This is a genomic window from Bacillus cereus group sp. MYBK15-3 (assembly GCF_051916765.1).
Lineage (GTDB): Bacteria > Bacillota > Bacilli > Bacillales > Bacillaceae_G > Bacillus_A > Bacillus_A cereus.
The window spans coordinates 337545-355420 of the sequence record NZ_JBQAHG010000001.1 but is presented as its reverse complement, the minus strand read 5'-3'; the positions used below and the strand labels follow the sequence as shown (position 1 = coordinate 355420).

Below are 17876 nucleotides of genomic sequence, written 5' to 3'. Positions count from 1 at the left end.
TATCTCAATATATATAAATCTTCCTCTTTACAGTTTTCGTATCGGACTATATAAGGCAATAAAGACTTCAATTATTTTAGTAAAAGCAGCTAAAGCAAATATAAATACAGGATTGTAGGCTGAAATAATTCCACCTACTAATGCCCCCAATGGCATAGATAATCGTGTAAGTACACGAGAAAAACCTAAAACACGTCCTTGCAAATTGGATGGAACAGTTTCCTGCCGAATTGATGTAACAATCGTATTCCATGTGATATTACATGTCATCGCGATTCCGAAAGCAATTCCGGGAGCAAGCCAATATGTACTCCACAAAGCAAATGTTAACCCAAGCGCTCCTAAAAATAGGAGTAAAGGAATAAGTACACCACGTCGAAATTTCTTTTCTAAAGGAACGGCAATTAAGCTTCCTAAAAGCCCACCTATTCCTATTAAAGTATAATTATAGCCACTTTGTGCGGAGGTAAGATTTAATGTCGATAATAAATAATACATAAGTACACCTAAAACAGCACTTGCTCCAAAGTTACCTACCATAGCTTGAAGTGACAAAGCTATATTTAACCGATCATTTTTGAGCCATTTAAATCCATCAAACAAATCATTTAGTACATTTTGCAATGTTTTTTTATCAGTATTCTTTTTATTTAAGTTTTTCATAGAAGGTAATATAATCACAGCAATTAATGTAGCAATAAATGAAAGAACATTAATCCAAAGTACTTGAAAGCCGCCAATAAAAGATATGAAAAGCCCAGCTATGATTGGACCAAACAAACTAGCCAATTGATTAACCATTTGATATAAAGAATTAGCCTTCGTTAATGATGCACCTGCGATGTGTGGAATGACTGTAACTGTTGTTACATCAAAAAGCATGGACATAACTGCTAAGATAAAAGTAATTACGTATAAATGCCAGACCTCTAATATATGTAATGCATGTAAAATTGGTACGAGACTTACTAAAATAATATTGGTGATATCTGCCATCCAAAGTAACTTTTTTCGATCATATCGATCAACTAGTACACCAACTAAAGGGCCAAATAAAACGATTGGCAATACGTTAACAGCAAATAAAGAACTCATAATTACAGCTGAACCAGTTAATTGATAGGCAATCCAAGGCAGTGCAAAAGTATATAGTGAATCCCCGATTCGTGAAATGAGTAAACCAAAAATAAAAATCTTGTATTCTTTTGAAAAAGTTGTCTTGACAGTTAATCTTTGTTCTTGTACAAATTTCACAATTGTATGACCTCCCTTTTTTATAGAGGAACTTGAAAATAATCCGCCCAATACGTATTAAATATAGAATTCTGTAAGAAGTTGTTGAATCCTACCTTTATAAGGTTAATTTTATATAAAAGTGTAGGGAATAGAAATTAGGGCGGCTTTTATTGGATGAGGCGGAATGATTCGAGAACAAAAAGGATTGCTAGATAAAGAGTTAATCTTACGACCTTTTTCACAACTTTTGTTTTAGCAGAACTAATAAAAGAGAATCCTATATTACTTCAGCAATGTTTAAATTAGCAACAAAAGCCACTGTAATAAGGGGCTTTTGTTGCTAATAATTTAATGATATGTGTACCCTCCATCTGGAAATAATACATTACCCGTAGTAAAACTATTTTGCATTAAATATAGAACAGTATGTGCAATTCCATTATTATGGCCAGGCCTTTTTACAAGAGAAAGAGATTTATAAGATTCATAAGCATTATCAAGAAATAACACCTAAAGTAGAATATAGCTTAACTGAGCATGGAAAAACAGTCAGTACTGTTTTGGATAGTATGTGTAGTTGGGGAAGAGGACATTTAGAACATATAGATAAAGGTGAACTATAAAATTATTATGTAAACTTAGCGTCGTACGAAGTGGAATGGTGTTTTAATAATTTGTATTTTATAATATATAATTAAATAGTGTTGTAGGTTATTATACATATTTAATTCGTTTTTACAAAGGGGAGTTATAAGGTGAATGAATTAGAGTACAAAAGCTTTTATGATAAAGTAGGAAGATTAAATGGATGGGATTTTAGTAAAATAAAATGTGAAACTGTAGGAGAAATATGGGACTTTTATGGAGAAGTGAAAGAAAGATGTAAATCATCAGACATTCTACTTGATGTTGGTACAGGCGGAGGAGAAAATGTACTTAACATAGCATCATCAGCTAAATTGTTGATTGGAATTGATAATTCTAACGGCATGATTGAAACGGCACATTCTAACTTGAAAAAATCAGGTGTACAAAATGTTGAGTTTCTTCAAATTGGTTCTGAAGCTTTAACATTTCCGCATGCCCATTTTGATATTGCTTCAAGTTGTCATGCTCCGTTTCTAGCATCTGAGTTAGCAAAAGTAATGAAAAAGGGTGCCTTTTTCTTAACACAACAAGTAAGTGAGAATGATAAATTAAACCTGAAAGAAGCATTTGGCAGAGGACAATGCTTAGGTGAAAGAGATGGAACTTTAAAAGAAAAGTATATGGGTGAACTTATAAATGCAGGATTTGAACTCGTGCAAGTACGTGAATATGATGTTACTGATTATTACAGTACGCCTGAAGATCTTATTTTCTTATTAAAACATACACCTATTATTCCTAGATTTGGAGAAGAGGAAGAGGATTTTACTATTTTACAAAAGTTCATTGAAACAAATAGTTCTGAAAAAGGGATTCGTACGAATTCAAAAAGATTTATGATTATCGCTGTTAAATTATAATATATTTTAGCGTAAAAGCTGCTTTTCATTTAAAGAAAAGCAGCTTTTTGTGTGGAAAAGAATACAGGAAATACTTGAAAATAATAGAAATAAATAAAGTGTAAATCAAAATATGGAGGATAAATGTTTTGAAACGTTACTATATTAGCAATGAAAAAATAAATGTACATATTACTGAATGGGGGAATAATGACAAGCCCGTTATCTTTTGTTTACATGGATTAGGTAGTACGAGTTTAAGTTTTATAGAAATTGCTGAGGAATTAAAAGAAGAGTATAGATTTATCTCCGTTGATGCACCTGGACATGGTAAAACACCGCCATTTGAAAGAACAGAAGATTATGAGATGCAGAATTTAGCAAATTGGTTAAATGAAATAATAAATGAATTGAGAATCGAATACTTCTATTTTCTATCACATTCATGGGGAAGTTTTGTAGCGTTATTTTATTTGTTACATCATTCAGAAAAAGTACAAGGAAGTATTCTTATTGATGGTGGATATCAAACAAAAAGGCTTCAAGAAAAAACGTTGGAAGAAGAAATTGCTTATTATGAAAAGGACTTTGATGAATACGTTTTTAATAATTGGGACGAATTTTTCAAAAGTGAAAAAGAAGCTTATACTAGGTGGTCTTCATTGTTAGAAGTTGCTGTAAAGGACCTAGGGATCGAAATGGATAACAAAGTATGGTGGCATGCCAGGGGGAATACAGCTAGTAATATAATAAGAGGTATGTATAAAGATGAAACGATAGATATATATGAGAAGCTGCCGGCTAATATTGTATTACTCCGAGCTACAGTTCCACAAGTTTGGGCGGATTATAGAGATAAGACAGTAAATGTTTTCAAAGAGAAAACGGACAGTATAGTAAAAGTAATTCCTGATACTACACACATGTTGCACTGGGAGAAACCAGAAATTGTTATAGCAGAAATAAAAAATAATTGGAGCTAACATATTCATACTAAAGTTGTAGTTTCTATATGGAAAATCCATCCTTCCGTTTGATTTTATCTATTTATAAGTGTAATACAATACGAATAGATAATAAGAAATGAGGAGGAATGTAAAGTGATTACACATATATCAGATATAAAACTACAAACGGTTTCCATAGAAGGGGTAAAACAAGTTTATAAGGACATATTATCTCTTCCAATAAAAAAAGAAACAGCATCCTTCATTCAATTTGAAGTAACCCCTTATACAACAATTAGTTTTCAAGAAGTGTATGAACCAATTGCACCTGCACATTTTGCTTTTGAAATCCCATATTCAAAATTTCATGAAACAGCAAGATGGCTTGAGGAGTCTGGATTACTCATTGCGAAATGGAAAGATGGTCATATAATTGATGAAGAGGATGGTCGATTCAATTTATACTTTAAAGACGGAGATGGAAATCTACTCGAAATTATCGCGCATAGTTATGTTAAAGAAGATGTATTAGTACCGCAGTCACCTTTAAACATTTTATATGTAAGGGAAATTGGTCTTCCTGTTAAAAGTGTACCTATTTTTAGGGAATGGCTGAAATCAAATCTAAATATGAAAACGATGGAAGACGGGGATATTTTTAACTTTGTAGTTGGTGGCACTGCTTATGTCGTCGCAACTTGGTGGCAGCGACCTTGGATTCCAATCGCCATGAAAGCTCTATCACCGAAAGTACACGTTTCTTTCGGAACACCAGACGTCGCATTTTTACAGCGAATCCAAAATAACTTTAAGAAAAATGGTGTATCATTTGAATGGAAATGTAATGAAGTATCATTTATTGAGCAAGGATATACATTTTCAATTGTGCATACATCAGAGTTTCATTCTGATATTCCTAAACAATTAAACTTACCGCTTTCTATTTAAGGATGGAAAGCGGTAAGTTTTTTGTATATTCGTGAAGAAGGTTTTAGCTAGGATTATAGTGAATTTAAAGAGAGGTATAAGGTGTTATTTTAATTTATGTTAAGGGGAGAAATGAAGTGGTTTTAGGTAATCCAATTGCAAAAGGAAAACAGCAGAAATTTATTTAACTGATGATAAGGTTGTAAAATTATTTAAAGATTACCTCCCAGATACAGAGTCTATGAATGAAGCAAACAAACAAAAATATGCTTATTCATGCGGGCTGCCAGTTCCAAACGTATTTGAAGTGAAAAAGATACACGATAGACAGGCAATTATTATGGAATATGTAAAAGGGGAGAACATTGGTGATCTCCTGCTTAATAATTTGAATGAGGCAGAGCGTTATATCGGCCTTTGTGTTAATGAGGAAAAGGTTAGAGCGTCAAATTAAATCTGTACATAAATTGGATGAAAGCAAAAAGAAGAATATATTACAAAAATTAGATTCTATTACATTTGATTTTAGGCTATGTCATGGAGATTAGATTCTATTACATTTGATTTTAGGCTATGTCATGGAGATTTCCATCCATTTAATTTGATTTTGAGTAAGGAAGAGAAAGTGAAAGTTATAGACTGGGTAGATGCAAGTTCAGGTGATATTCGCGCAGATGTATTTCGAACATACTTGTTGTACTCACAATCTTCGGTAGAATTAGCTGAGATGTATTTACGTATATATTGCAGTCGTACCGGCTTATCAAGAGATGAAGTTTTTCAATGGGCTCCTATTATTATTGCAGCTAGATTTTCTGAAAAAGTATCACCGCAAAATGAAGTGTATTTGAAAAGATTATTGAATCAGTATTTATAAGTCATAAAAAAGGCTGTCAGCAAATTAATAAATGCTGTTGTTTAACCAAAGTTTCCTTGTAGTTAAACAACAGCACTCTTAAATATTGATAGAGGTATACTTATTTTCGATCTTCATCCTATAAAGGTTCATAATCCGTACTTGTTCCTCCGTTAATTCTTCTTTAACCCAATACATATGCATTAAGCTATATTCAAAAATCTCCTTTAATTTAATAAATAATGGAAACTTGTCTATCATCTCTTTTGGTAGTTCATTTTCCTCTTGGTAGCCTTCAAATAGTGCTTCTGTAATAGAATGTTCATAGTCAACGATATTCCCATTTCCAGCAAATGAATATTCTATCGCACTATAAATAGGCACTGCTAAATCGAATAGGTAAAAATGTTTTTCACAGTCTTGAAAATCAATCATTGTTAAGTTTGAATTGTTTTCAACTAATATATTTTCTAACCATAAATCACCGTGAATTAAGCCGTAATTCGAAGTGGATTTTTGTAACTTTTTTATAGAAGTTAAAACGTCAGATGCAATTTCTCTTATAGTAGTTTCTTCTTTAGGGATATACTTAAGAAAATTATACTCTTCATTTTCATACCAATCATTTATATGTTTTACTGGTTTAATCTTTTCAAAGTTTTTAGATATACGATGTAATTTTCCAATTTGTTTACCAAGCTTTTTAAACATTTTAGAATTCCATTCGCACCTTGGTAAATGTATACCAGGCGCAGCTTTATATAATGCAGCAAATAGTTCTTTGCCTAATGTTAATTTCTCTACTAAATTCCCATTAAGAGAATGTATGATTGGAGGAACTGCTAAACCATTTTCATATAAAAAGTTCGTATATGAAACTTCTTCTAACTGTTCTTCATATGTTTTGTAGTTTGTAATTCTAATGAAGTATGTATCTAGTTCTGTAAGACATTGATACATTTCATTCGTTATAGGTTTAATGTTAATAAAATTTAATGGATATCGTTCATTTATGAATTGAAGTATTTCTTTTTCTAGCTCGTTCATTGTAACGTCCTTTCCAAACTTTTATTTTTTACTAGAGAACTAAAAGATTCTTAATATACAACATTCGTGTTTTATGTTTGATTTCCTTTAAAATGAAGTAATGAACGGCTCAGGTTATAAAACACAAGAAGTATCAAAAGAAAGAAACGAACCTCTTATATACTTATAAATAAGAAATGAATGAACATATACAGCAGATAATTGATTGGAGTGAGAGCAATTTAAAAGAAGAATTTTCATTAAATAAATTATCCCGTTATATGGGCTATTCTCCTTATTATTGTTCCTTTAATTTTCACCAAGTAACAGGCATTAGTATTAGGCGCTATATTCTTTTGAGGAAATTGTATTTATCTAAGGAGGGTCTGACGAATGATAAAAAGATAATAGATATCGCATTGGATTATGATTATCCTTCGCAAGAGGCTTATAGTAGAGCTTTTAAGAATGTTTTTGGAATGAATCCAAGAGAATACCAACGAACAACATGCCTATTCAATCATTTGTTAAACTTAATATAAATAAAGAAGGGGAGTTCAAAATGAATATTTCTAGAAAATTAGAGGTTGAACAGTTACGTAATAAGAATAGTGAGCTATTTGATAAAGATGTACTTAACATATTGAATGGTCAAATGATGTATGAAGAATTTAAAACGGAGGAGCTAATGGGTGAGTCTGATTATGCCTCATTTAACGAGGCCATGTGTGTAAATAGCGCTACTGCACAAGTTTTTGATGAAGAGTTTATTAAAATAAGAGCAGAAGGTCATAACAGTTCAGTCGAAAATTATGCAAAAAAAGTTATAGATCCGTTAGAAAATCTATTTGCGAAAAAGTATAAATGTATTGTTTTATGGTTCGGTGAAGATATGTTTTGCCAAATGAATCTACTTACTTTACTTTCATACCTTGAGCAGTCGTGCTATGAAGGGAAAGTATACTTAAATAGTTTCAGGGAGGATGAATTTAAAGTAAATCAAATTGAACTTGAATTGGGGGATTATTCTACTATATACAATGAAGTATTAGTAAACCATAAAAAGACTTATCATAAAGTACCACCTGTAATGTATCAAGCTATAGATTTATATTTAGAAATGCTAAAAGAAGATAATATCGTAATGAAATTCATCTCTAAAAATAAAGGTTTATCAAATCAAGAATTATTAACAAAGTTGTTTTATCTTTTTCCAACAATCGGATATGGTGATACTCAGTACATAGAACTGATTAATAAAATGAAGAAGAAAACTACACCTAAAATATAGGTGTAGTTTTCTTCTTATAATTGCTCAAGTAATTCTAATTCTTTTTCTACAAATAGCATTAGTTCTTTAATGGTTTCACCAGAGAAATCAAAACGAATACCGGCTGCATCATATACTTCTTTTATAGATTGCGAGCTTCCTAGTGATAATGCCTTTTTATAATTTTCTAGCGCTTGCTTAGGATCCTCTTTATATTGTTTATACATTTGTAATGCCCCAAGTTGGGCAATCGCGTATTCAATATAATAAAATGGTACTTCAAAAATATGGAGTACAGGTAACCAACTCGTTGCTATCCAGTTTTCGTAGCCATCAATATGTATGACGCTAGATTGATAATGTTTTTGAAGTTGTAAGTATTTTTCATTTCTTTCTTCAGAAGTATGAATTGGATTTTCATACAGCCAGTGTTGAAATTGATCTACAATAAGCATAATAGGTAAATATGAAATAACATCTTTAAAGAAGTTAATTTTTGCTTGTTTTAAATCTTTTTTGTCTGTATAGAAGGTATCCCAATAATTAAGCGAGAATAACTCCATTGTCATACTGGCTAGTTCAGCTGTTTCAGCTGGAATTTCTATATACTGTCGTAATTTTAATGGTTTTATGAGTTCGTTATGAATACTATGACCCATTTCATGTATAAAAGTGATAATATCATCTTGTGTATAATTTAAGTTCATAAAAATATAAGATAATTGTGAAGCTGGTAAGTACTCACAAAAGCCACCAGCTGCTTTTCCTTTGCGGCTTGTTAAATCAAGACAATTGTGTTTATACATTCGGTTTAATAGTGCTGAAAATTTAACATCTAGTTTATTAAAGATATGAGTGCTCTTTTCAATTAAATCATTTTCATTTGCAATAGGTTTAAGTACTTTTTGATCTGGAGTTACAGCTGATACATCCCACGGGCGAAGCGTATCAACTTGCAGTTTTTCTTTTTTCTCTAGCATTATTTTATCTTTAAGAGGCACAACATATTTACGTATGGATTCGGCTAGTTCATAGCAATCTTTCGCTGAATAATCAAAACGCTCGTATTTTTTGAACATATAATCGCGATAATTCTCTAGTTGAATATTTTTTGCTTTTTGATGGCGAATTTCAATTAATTGATTTAATATGTTTTGGAGTTCTTTTTCAACAGATAAAAATTGTTCAGAAATAATAGTTTTTGCCTTTTTACGGATGTCACGATTCGAATCTTGTAAATAGGATTGTAATTCTGTTATCGTTTTTTCTTCTCCGTCCCAAATTCCACTTAATCCTCCAGTGATTTCAAAGTACTCTGTGACTAATTTGTCTTCCTGTATTTCTAATTCGATATTTTCCTCACAAAATAACTTTTGAGCATTTTTTATTTTTGCATCTAACAAACCATATACGTTAGAATCTAATTCCATTCGAAAAGGTGACTCTAAATATTTATTATCCAATAAATTTTGGTACCGCTTTAAAAGTGGCTTTACAAATTGTTGATCATGTTCAAAAGTATCCTTTATTCCTTCATCATCCGTATTACATTGAAAGGCGATGTAATGTGATCTTAATTGTTCTTCGATTTCCCAAATTACTTTTGACTGCTCTTTTAACCAATTTTCAAGGTCTAGTTTTGAAGAAATCATCTTATTTAATAAAGTCGAAAGAGTTTTTTCCAATTGTAGTACATTACTAATATCAATCGTATTTACACGTTGCATTATATATCCCTCACTTTTTATTTATTCATAGAGATATTCTATTTATTAATTGTAATTCCCTTGTTAAGTGGGGAAAATGTGAAATAATGTTAAATTTAATAATTATAGAAGGTATTTATATGTCAAAGTAAAAAGTTTATCGTAAATGAAAATGTGTGGAGGGGTGCTACATGAGAAAGGGAACAAAGGTACTTGTATTTTTAATTCCATTTGCTTTATTATGTGCCTGTGAGAATGAGATTGAAGATGCTAAAAGTGAAGATTCTATAGTGATGGATATTGCTACAGTAGCGGTAAAGGAGGAATCTTTTTTTAGTGCTGCTATAAGAGATGAAAAAGCAAGAATAGTAGATTTAGAGATTGCTGATAGCGAAAATCCTAACGAAATAAAAAAAGAAATTAATAAAAGATTGCAAATTCAAGGTATTATGTCCTATAAAGTAAATATATCTCAAAGAAACAAGGAGATTGTAAATGCAGAACATAGATGGGGGTTAGTTTTTGGACAGATATTTGATGACGTATTCAGGAAGAATGGATATGAAGGGTTTGGGATTCAGCAAATAAATTATAAAAAGAATCAACCTGTTACCATTGATATAAAAACTAAGATTAGCGATGATGAAGTAGGGGCGAGAGAACTTGGACAGAAAATAGAAAAAGAAGTTGAAGGGGTACTTAAAACAGAAGCAGTAAAGAAATGGATTGAAAATGATTCATACGCTATTGGGATTTACGATATAGATGATCGGAAAATTAACTAATTGAGGAATGAATGCTATATGAATATAAAATCGATATAATTAAATAGAAAATTGCTGAAGGAGGTGTAATATGTATAAGTATTTACATATTTTAAACGACATAGAAAATATGATTCAAAATGGAGAAATAAATGAAGGAAAGAAATTACCGTCTATACGGTCACTCGTTACGCAATATGAATGTAATAAGGCGACAGTTATACGTGCGCTTCATGAATTAGAAAAGCGTCATATTATATATTCTGTCCCTCAAAGTGGATATTACGTTGTTAAGAAATCTGGGAGTACCATAGAAAATAACGAGATAATTGATTTCGCTTCTTCAGCACCAGATCCAGATGTTTTCCCATATTTAGATTTTCAGCATTGCATTAATAAGGCTATTGATACTTATAAAAATGATTTGTTCGTATACGGAACACCGAAAGGGTTACCATCTTTAATTCCAGTCATTCAAAAACAGTTGGCAAATTATCAAGTGTTCACGAAAGAAGACAATATTTTTATAACGTCAGGTGTTCAGCAGGCACTTGCTATATTAACTTCCATACCATTTCCGAATGGAAATGAAACTGTATTAATTGAACAGCCAACATATCATCTATATATTGATTATCTAGAAATAAATAAAGTTCCTGTAATCGGTATTAGACGTACGAATAAAGGTATTGATTTGAATGAATTGGAACAAATATTTCAAACTGAAAAAATAAAATTCTTTTATACGATACCGAGATATCATCATCCGCTTGGAACGTCTTATTCTAAAGATGAGAAAGAAAAAATCGTACTATTGGCTAAGAAATACAATGTATTTATAGTGGAAGATGATTACTTAGCAGATTTAGAAACGGATTCGAAAGCTGATCCGTTATATAGCTTGAATCATGATAATCATGTCATATATTTGAAAAGTTATTCGAAGATTATTTTTCCAGGTTTACGAGTTGGTGTAGCAGTTATTCCACCGATTATTGCGAATGCTTTTTATACATATAAAAAAATTTTAGATATTGATAGTCCAATGATATCTCAAGCTGCTTTAGAAATTTATATAAAGAGTGGCATGTTTGAACGTCATAAAAATAAAATTAAATCTTCCTATCACAATAGATCTAAAAAATTAGCAGAAACACTAGAAAGAACTCATAGTGAAAACCCACTTTTATTCACATATAAAAAGCATAATACAATTGGAATTCATACTTGTTTAAAATTACATAAAACGAGTATTTCAGAAATGTTTTTCAAAAGACTAAGTGAAAAACAAATAAGTATTGATACAATTGATAAAAATTATGTGAGAGGTTTTCCGAAAGAAAGACTATTAAAGTTAAACGTATCGAATGTAAAGGAAGATAGGATTGAAGAAGGAATTCGTAAAATAATAGAGGAAATCAAACAATTGGAACATATATCCTTCCAATTTAAAAAAGAAAAAAATGAATAAGTAGCTTTGTTGTGAGACGCAAAATAATTCTTTTGTTTGTGTGTATCGCTATAATAATTGAAGCTATTGTTGTAACTAAATATTATAATAAGGATGATAATTATAATCCTTCAAAGATACATGGCTCGATTTATTGGAAGATAATTCCTAAAACCAATGCTTAATTAAGGTTATGGCGGGTATAAACCAATTAGAACGTGATCTGATTCGTAGGTGGAAACATAAAGGTATTGAACTGAATAAGAAAGAAGGAAAATTTAAAGGTTGGTTAAAGAAATACTATAAAAATCATGCAGGAATGAATTATGCAGTAAAGCTTTATGAAGAGGTAGATATGAATGTAAATCAAATTTGTGAAATTACAAATGTGTCTAGGGCCTCATTATTTAGAAAGCTATCGGAAAGGAACAGTTGATGAGTTATACTAAAAATCAGAAATATATAATAAGGGATAAATTCCATAGAGAGGTGGAATTACATGCCTAAAATTGATAATATGTTAGCGATTCTATGGATGCTTCGCTCAGGTAAAAAAATTACTGCAAAACAAATTTCAGAAAAGTTAGAGATGAATATAAGGACTGTGTATCGTTATATTGATACAATTTCAACAAGTGGTGTACCTATAATTTCAGAACCAGGACATAACGGTGGATACACGTTATTAAACAATTTTATTGAGGCTCCTCTTTTTTTTGATTTTGAAGAGCAAACTTCACTATTTCACGCTGCTGTTTTTGCAGAAGAAGCCGGATATTATGGAGGTGAAGCATTAAATAGGGCCATTTCAAAACTAAGTAAATACTCAAATCAAGAGCAAGAAGCAAAGATAAACCGACATTTAAGTAGTCTAGAAGTAATAAGTCGATTTAGTTCATCCTCTATGGAACATTTTTTGAAGGAGTTGGAGGAGGCCGTAACTGATGGGTATTCAGTAAAAATTCTTTATTATAAAAGTGGGAAAAAGCAATTAAATTATAGATTGGTCGATCCGTACAGAATTATCTATTGGAATAATAGGTGGTATGTGATTGGATTTTGTCATCTTAGGAATGATATCCGTAGTTTTAGGGTAGATCGAATTGAAAATTTAATGCTAACCGAAAATAAGTTTAACCGGCCAGAAAATTTTTCAGCACGTGACTTTTTTATAAAAAATCTTCTTCCAACTATAGAAGATAAGGAAGGGATTATTTCTTTGGTTATTAGTGGGGATAAAAGTGTATTGGATGATATTTGCCAACATTGGTTTTTAGGACATTATTTACAAGTGCGAACTTCAAATCAAGCAGTTTTTCTTCTTGAAAAAGATATGATACATACATATGTACCTTATTTACTTTTACCGTACAATAAATCTATTAAAGTTATTGAGCCAATAAGTCTTAAGAAAAGACTTATTGAAGTTCTGTCGGAATTAATAAAATTTCATGAAGTATGATAACTTCCCTGACGTTAACTGTCAGGGAAGTTATATTATAATATCCATATCAATTGTGATTGGAGTGATATGGGATGCAAACAAAAAAAGTTTTTCTATATGTATTTAATACAATGTCGGACTGGGAATATGGATATTTAATTACCGAACTAAATTCAGGAAGATATTTTAAAAAAGATTTAGTACCTTTAAAAGTAATTACAGTAGGAGCTAATAAAGAAATGATTACTACTATGGGGGGACTGAGCATAAAACCAGATATTTCCCTTGATGAATGTACTTTTGAGAGTAAAGATCTTTTAATTTTACCAGGAGGGACTACTTGGAGTGAAGAGATTCATCAACCTATCTTGGAAAGAGTTGGCCAAGCTTTAAAGTTTGGTACTATTGTTGGTGCAATTTGTGGTGCAACTGAGGCCCTTGCAAATAGGGGATACTTAGATACTAGAAAGCATACAACTAATAATTTAGAATACACTAAAATGGTATGTCCTAACTATAAAGGAGAAAAATTCTATGAGTTGAGATCTGCGGTATCTGATGCGAACTTAGTTACTGCATCAGGAATAGCTCCTCTGGAATTTGCGATGGAAGTACTGAAAAAATTAGATGTATTTGCACCAGATACATTACATTCATGGTTTAACCTAAATAAAACTCACAAACCTGAATACTTCTTTCAGTTAATGAATTCAATAAATTGATGAACTAAAAAATCAACTAAGCAGATTTATATTTGTTTAAATAATAACCATGCTCTAGACAATGTCAAAGCATGGTTATTGAATATAACTTAAAAATGGTTATAAAGTAATGAAAATTCCTTAACTTTGTATATTCGTATTTTCCTGACGTTACCTCTATAAAAGGAAATATGATAACAATCATATACCCAAAGTGATAGAACTGAGTTATAAAAAGTAGAAGAAAAGTGTTATGTTAATAATTTTTAGAGCACCCAATTGTTGAGTGCTCTTTTTGTTTAGGACATAATTGTTTTAAATGGAAATAAACTACCAATAGATGATATCTTTAAAGTATAGCATTTATTTTGAATGGGAGGGTGATGGAGTCTATGGGGGTACGTATAGTCGATGATTTACAGCAATTATCATTATTACTTATGTTTTTAAGTACATTTATATTTTACAGATACTTAAAGAAAGTGAAACGAGAGAGAAAATTGACTGGTTTTGAATGGACAATGTATTTTGTCACTCAATTTGCGACATTAATTTGGGCATTCACTTATTTTATTAAACACTTAGCTGAATCGTAATTTCTACTCATTTAAATCTAGTGTATTGTTATCTATTAGGGATATAAATATAGTCTGTATCTAAATCAATGACAGCATCGCTTAGGACTTCTTCTTGTAGTAATTTTGAGGATTTTTCAAAGTGATACCGTACACAAAATAAGCTTAGAAGATCTTCGTTAGATAACTCTTCACTTTTAACATGTAAATACATTGTTCTTATTTCGTGTATAGAGCAGGTAAGGCCAATAACATACTCATTTATTTCATATCCATCAAATTCAATTATCATATTATCACTGTTGGTTGCTAGCCAACTTTATAGCTTAATTTTAGATGAATCTATTATACATTGTTTGAAATTTAGTGAGAATATATTTTATAAAATGTGAGGGGTATAAATGGAACAAAATAAATTAGTTTTAGAAGGACCAAAACGTCTTAAGTGGAAAACATGTAAAATTAAGTCTATACAGGATAATGAAATTATCGTTAAAACAATTGCAGGTGCAATAAGTATTGGAGCAGAGTTACCACAGTATAAAGAATCGGATGTTACAGATACAAATCCTATCTATCCAAAAAAAACTGGATATGAAAGTTATGGTGAAGTAATTCAAGTTGGTAATAAAGTAACAAATTTAAACGTAGGTGATAAAGTAGTTTCTTTTTATGGACATGAAACGATAGGAATAGTTAAGGGAGATAAAGTAATTCGAGTACCTAGTTATATAAAACCTAAAGTTGCTTTATTATCTATTCTTTCGTGTGATGCTGCTAAAGGGGTATTGAAGCAAGACCCGCGACAGGATGAAAAAGTACTTATTACTGGGAGTTATCGGTTTACTCGCTTGTTATTTCTTAAAATACTATGTAGGTGTTAAGCATGTGGATGTTGTTGAGCCTAATAAAAATAGAAGAGAATTTGCAAAGAAGTTTGGTGCGAAAAACCTCTTTGATTCAGAAAAACAAATAATAGAAACATATAATTACGGTTTGGAATGTTCTGCTACAAATAGAGGGTTTCACACATTACAAAAGGCCATTAATAGTAATAGAGCGATATGTATTCTTTCTGATGGTAATATAGAAGACTTAACATTAACCGCCGACTTTTATCGAAAAGAATTGAAAATCATTGGTTCAAGTGATGGATATGGTTACCAAAAACATGCAGATTGGTTTTTTAGTCAAATAGAACAGACGCCATGGATAGAAGAGATTTTTCAACATGAAATTCATTATACTGCACTTGAAAAATGTTTTGAGGAATTAAGTCAAGGAATAATTACTCCTTTAAAAGTATTTGTCTCATATGAATAAAATGACAACGTACTTGTCACTTAGCTCACATATATTTTGTCATTAATATGATAATAAAACGAGGAGTAGCATGTACGTGTTAATTTTTAATAGGCACAACGGGTTGTTGCTCATTCATTATGTACAAATCGTATATTATCTTTCTCAATGTACATATTAAGTAAAGTATTTAATATCACGTACATAAAAGGCGGGGTAATATGGATGGAAATAAGAAAAATGAAGAATTGAGTAAATTTAAGAAACAATGGTTTAATGAAGATAATCAACCAGTAGCTGGTATAGAGCTAGCCTTACCGCCTGATATAGGCAGCATGTTAGACTCGAAATCAGTTGATGATCAAAGTGGAGAAAGTAATAATGAATAAGTTTAATCTATACGCATCCATTTGGGTGCTTTTGTTTTTTTGACAATAGAAAATAGATCATCAAATTCTTATTGAAAAAAGATGGATCTAAATAGATCCATTTTCTATATATGTAAGTTTTAATTTTCACCAAAAAGTTTAAAGTGCATCTAGAATGCTAATAACATTTACCATTAAAGGATTGGGCTATTATGCATATTATTGTTGAAAGCATTATTTTAATTCTCACTGGGATTCTTGCATTAAAAATGACAGGTAGTAAATCTGTTAGCCAAATGACAAGAGCTGAAATCATCATAGTAGTATCAATTGCGCGTATTATTGTAGAGCCTGTATTAAGTAGGAATGTAGTCCCATCTATATTTGCAGCTGTAATATTTGCAAGCGTACTTCTTATCATTCATTTCTTTGAACTGAAATCAAGGGAGGCGGAACAATTCCTAAATGGCAGTAGCTTTGTAATTGTTGAAAATGGAGAGATTATTAAAGCGAACTTGATGAAGGCAAAAATGTCTGAACAACAACTTTATATGCAATTAAGAGAAAAAGGAATACATGATTTAAAGATTTTGCAGCAAGTTACAGCTGAGCCGAATGGACGTATTGGTTATCAATTAATAGAGAAAGCTCAACCGATAACTTTAGAAATGTTAGAAAAAACATTAGATCAGCACAAAATAAAAAGATAATTTCTTATGTGAAATGCCAATATACAATTGAATTATTGGCATTTTTTATTTTTTCTAAATGTAAAAGTTAATATTTAGAATAGATATTCAGCCAATCTTTAAATTAGATATAGGCTTATTAATATGCTATATTCAATGGAGCTATAGTGACTGTGGTGAAAAAAGCAGCGTTAAAATGAATAGGTCTTTCATGTGATATTAAACATGAGATAAGAATAAGGAGATAAAAATAAAATGGAATTTTGGGAATCAAGTTTTATTGAGAAACAAACAATGTGGGGATTTGAACCTACAGAATCTGCAATTTTGACAAAAGATTTTTTTCTAGAAAAGAACATTAAGGACATATTAGTTCCCGGTATTGGATATGGTAGAAACGCAAAGGTATTTATCGAAAATAGTATAAATGTAACGGGTATTGAAATTTCGAAAACAGCGATCGATTTAGCAAGAGAAAACGGACTAGAAGATGTTAGTATGTATCACGGTTCAGTAAACGAAATGCCTTTTGATAATAAACTGTATGATGGGATATTTAGTCATGCACTTCTTCATTTGTTGAATGGACAGGAAAGAGAGAAATTTATTGAAGATTGTTATAATCAGTTAAAACCAGGCGGATATATGGTTTTTACAACTGTTTCTAAAAAAGCTCCCATGTACGGAAAAGGAAAACAGTTGGATAAAGATTATTATGAGATAATGGAAGGTGTAAAAATGTTCTTCTATGATTCTCAATCTATAAAAAAAGATTTTAATCAATATGGATTAGTACAAGTTTCAGAAATTGATGAACCAAATAAGAACATAGTAAATAAACCTTCAATCAATTTCTTAATGATAAAATGTAAGAAAGAACGATAACTAAAAGTTATTAAGAATGATTAAAGATGTTTATATATTGATTATGCACAAATAAAAAGGACAAGCATATAATATAAATACCTTTTAACTTTAAGTAACCTTAACTTTCGTTAATAGGGTATCTCAAAATCCCCAAAAGAGTACTTGCGGAAACAAGTGCTCTTTTATTTTTTTGTTTCATAAATATTTATACTTGCAAATTTCGTGCAATAAAAATAAATCTGAGAGAAATAACCATATCTT

At 30.8% G+C, this 17876-nt stretch carries 17 protein-coding genes and 5 pseudogenes; 17 read left to right on the top strand and 5 right to left on the bottom strand.

Going from position 1 to position 17876, the window contains the following annotated elements; genetic code table 11:
- Positions 1 to 27 precede the first annotated feature (27 nt).
- Both ACTFR8_RS01940 and ACTFR8_RS01935 read right to left on the bottom strand, forming a co-directional pair.
- Entirely contained in the window at positions 28 to 1254 is a 1227-nt protein-coding gene (locus tag ACTFR8_RS01940) for an MFS transporter (RefSeq protein ID WP_000673886.1), read from the bottom strand.
- A gap of 330 nt (positions 1255 to 1584) precedes the next feature.
- Positions 1585 to 1728, bottom strand: a pseudogene (locus tag ACTFR8_RS01935) (SDR family oxidoreductase); the annotation flags it as partial.
- On the opposite strand from ACTFR8_RS01935, the pseudogene ACTFR8_RS01930 reads away from it, so the two are divergent.
- From ACTFR8_RS01930 to ACTFR8_RS01910, 5 genes and pseudogenes are all read left to right on the top strand, one after another.
- A pseudogene (locus ACTFR8_RS01930) lies at positions 1725 to 1859 on the top strand (winged helix-turn-helix transcriptional regulator); the annotation flags it as partial. The pseudogenes ACTFR8_RS01935 and ACTFR8_RS01930 overlap by 4 nt on opposite strands.
- A 132-nt stretch (positions 1860 to 1991) precedes the next feature.
- Positions 1992 to 2744, top strand: a complete 753-nt coding sequence (locus ACTFR8_RS01925) for a class I SAM-dependent methyltransferase (protein WP_001003880.1) — start codon at positions 1992 to 1994, stop codon at positions 2742 to 2744.
- A 128-nt stretch (positions 2745 to 2872) separates the two neighbouring features.
- Positions 2873 to 3706, top strand: a complete 834-nt coding sequence (locus ACTFR8_RS01920; RefSeq protein WP_000833451.1) for an alpha/beta fold hydrolase — start codon at positions 2873 to 2875, stop codon at positions 3704 to 3706.
- A 117-nt stretch (positions 3707 to 3823) separates the two neighbouring features.
- A complete protein-coding gene (locus ACTFR8_RS01915; protein ID WP_000627944.1) occupies positions 3824 to 4618 on the top strand; it encodes a VOC family protein in 795 nt (264 codons plus the stop codon).
- Between the two features lie 116 nt (positions 4619 to 4734).
- Positions 4735 to 5474, top strand: a pseudogene (locus tag ACTFR8_RS01910) (aminoglycoside phosphotransferase family protein).
- Positions 5475 to 5552: 78 nt separating this feature from the next.
- Here the strand turns inward: ACTFR8_RS01910 and ACTFR8_RS01905 are convergent.
- Positions 5553 to 6500: a phosphotransferase enzyme family protein gene (locus ACTFR8_RS01905; RefSeq protein ID WP_001003813.1), complete on the bottom strand. Its 948-nt coding sequence runs from the start codon at positions 6498 to 6500 to the stop codon at positions 5553 to 5555.
- Positions 6501 to 6676: 176 nt separating this feature from the next.
- Between ACTFR8_RS01905 and ACTFR8_RS01900 the strand changes: the two genes are divergently transcribed.
- The gene (locus ACTFR8_RS01900) at positions 6677 to 7021 is read left to right on the top strand and encodes a helix-turn-helix transcriptional regulator (protein ID WP_251199662.1); all 345 of its coding nucleotides are present in this window, start codon (positions 6677 to 6679) and stop codon (positions 7019 to 7021) included.
- A 20-nt stretch (positions 7022 to 7041) separates the two neighbouring features.
- On the top strand, positions 7042 to 7770 hold the full coding sequence (locus tag ACTFR8_RS01895) for a hypothetical protein (RefSeq protein WP_033689750.1): 729 nt from the start codon (positions 7042 to 7044) through the stop codon (positions 7768 to 7770).
- Positions 7771 to 7784: 14 nt separating this feature from the next.
- On the opposite strand, the gene ACTFR8_RS01890 is transcribed toward ACTFR8_RS01895, so the two are convergent.
- Complete coding sequence (locus ACTFR8_RS01890) at positions 7785 to 9476, bottom strand: M3 family oligoendopeptidase (protein WP_252209996.1); 1692 nt, start codon at positions 9474 to 9476, stop codon at positions 7785 to 7787.
- Between the two features lie 170 nt (positions 9477 to 9646).
- Between ACTFR8_RS01890 and ACTFR8_RS01885 the strand changes: the two genes are divergently transcribed.
- The 6 genes and pseudogenes from ACTFR8_RS01885 to ACTFR8_RS01860 all read left to right on the top strand — a co-directional run bounded on the left by ACTFR8_RS01885 (position 9647) and on the right by ACTFR8_RS01860 (position 14410).
- Positions 9647 to 10240 (top strand): DUF4030 domain-containing protein, encoded by a 594-nt coding sequence (locus ACTFR8_RS01885; protein ID WP_001225462.1) that lies wholly within the window; start codon positions 9647 to 9649, stop codon positions 10238 to 10240.
- Between the two features lie 70 nt (positions 10241 to 10310).
- Entirely contained in the window at positions 10311 to 11690 is a 1380-nt protein-coding gene (locus ACTFR8_RS01880) for an aminotransferase-like domain-containing protein (RefSeq protein ID WP_000280115.1), read from the top strand.
- Positions 11691 to 11796: 106 nt separating this feature from the next.
- Positions 11797 to 12105, top strand: a pseudogene (locus ACTFR8_RS01875) (helix-turn-helix domain-containing protein); the annotation flags it as partial.
- Between the two features lie 63 nt (positions 12106 to 12168).
- Positions 12169 to 13131 (top strand): helix-turn-helix transcriptional regulator, encoded by a 963-nt coding sequence (locus ACTFR8_RS01870; protein WP_001124137.1) that lies wholly within the window; start codon positions 12169 to 12171, stop codon positions 13129 to 13131.
- A gap of 74 nt (positions 13132 to 13205) precedes the next feature.
- Positions 13206 to 13835 (top strand): type 1 glutamine amidotransferase family protein, encoded by a 630-nt coding sequence (locus ACTFR8_RS01865; RefSeq protein WP_001193607.1) that lies wholly within the window; start codon positions 13206 to 13208, stop codon positions 13833 to 13835.
- 371 nt (positions 13836 to 14206) lie between these two features.
- Entirely contained in the window at positions 14207 to 14410 is a 204-nt protein-coding gene (locus ACTFR8_RS01860; protein ID WP_000538966.1) for a hypothetical protein, read from the top strand.
- 28 nt (positions 14411 to 14438) lie between these two features.
- On the opposite strand, the gene ACTFR8_RS01855 is transcribed toward ACTFR8_RS01860, so the two are convergent.
- Entirely contained in the window at positions 14439 to 14681 is a 243-nt protein-coding gene (locus ACTFR8_RS01855) for a hypothetical protein (RefSeq protein WP_009326972.1), read from the bottom strand.
- A 109-nt stretch (positions 14682 to 14790) separates the two neighbouring features.
- Here ACTFR8_RS01855 and ACTFR8_RS01850 point away from each other — a divergent pair.
- The 4 genes and pseudogenes from ACTFR8_RS01850 (at position 14791) to ACTFR8_RS01835 (ending at position 17633) form a co-directional block, all read left to right on the top strand.
- Positions 14791 to 15712, top strand: a pseudogene (locus ACTFR8_RS01850) (alcohol dehydrogenase catalytic domain-containing protein).
- 200 nt (positions 15713 to 15912) lie between these two features.
- Positions 15913 to 16080, top strand: coding sequence for a hypothetical protein (locus ACTFR8_RS01845; protein ID WP_000348947.1), 168 nt, complete (start codon positions 15913 to 15915; stop codon positions 16078 to 16080).
- A gap of 191 nt (positions 16081 to 16271) precedes the next feature.
- On the top strand, positions 16272 to 16769 hold the full coding sequence (locus tag ACTFR8_RS01840) for a DUF421 domain-containing protein (RefSeq protein WP_000547584.1): 498 nt from the start codon (positions 16272 to 16274) through the stop codon (positions 16767 to 16769).
- A gap of 234 nt (positions 16770 to 17003) precedes the next feature.
- A complete protein-coding gene (locus ACTFR8_RS01835) occupies positions 17004 to 17633 on the top strand; it encodes a class I SAM-dependent methyltransferase (RefSeq protein ID WP_252209998.1) in 630 nt (209 codons plus the stop codon).
- The last annotated feature ends 243 nt before the right edge of the window (positions 17634 to 17876 follow it).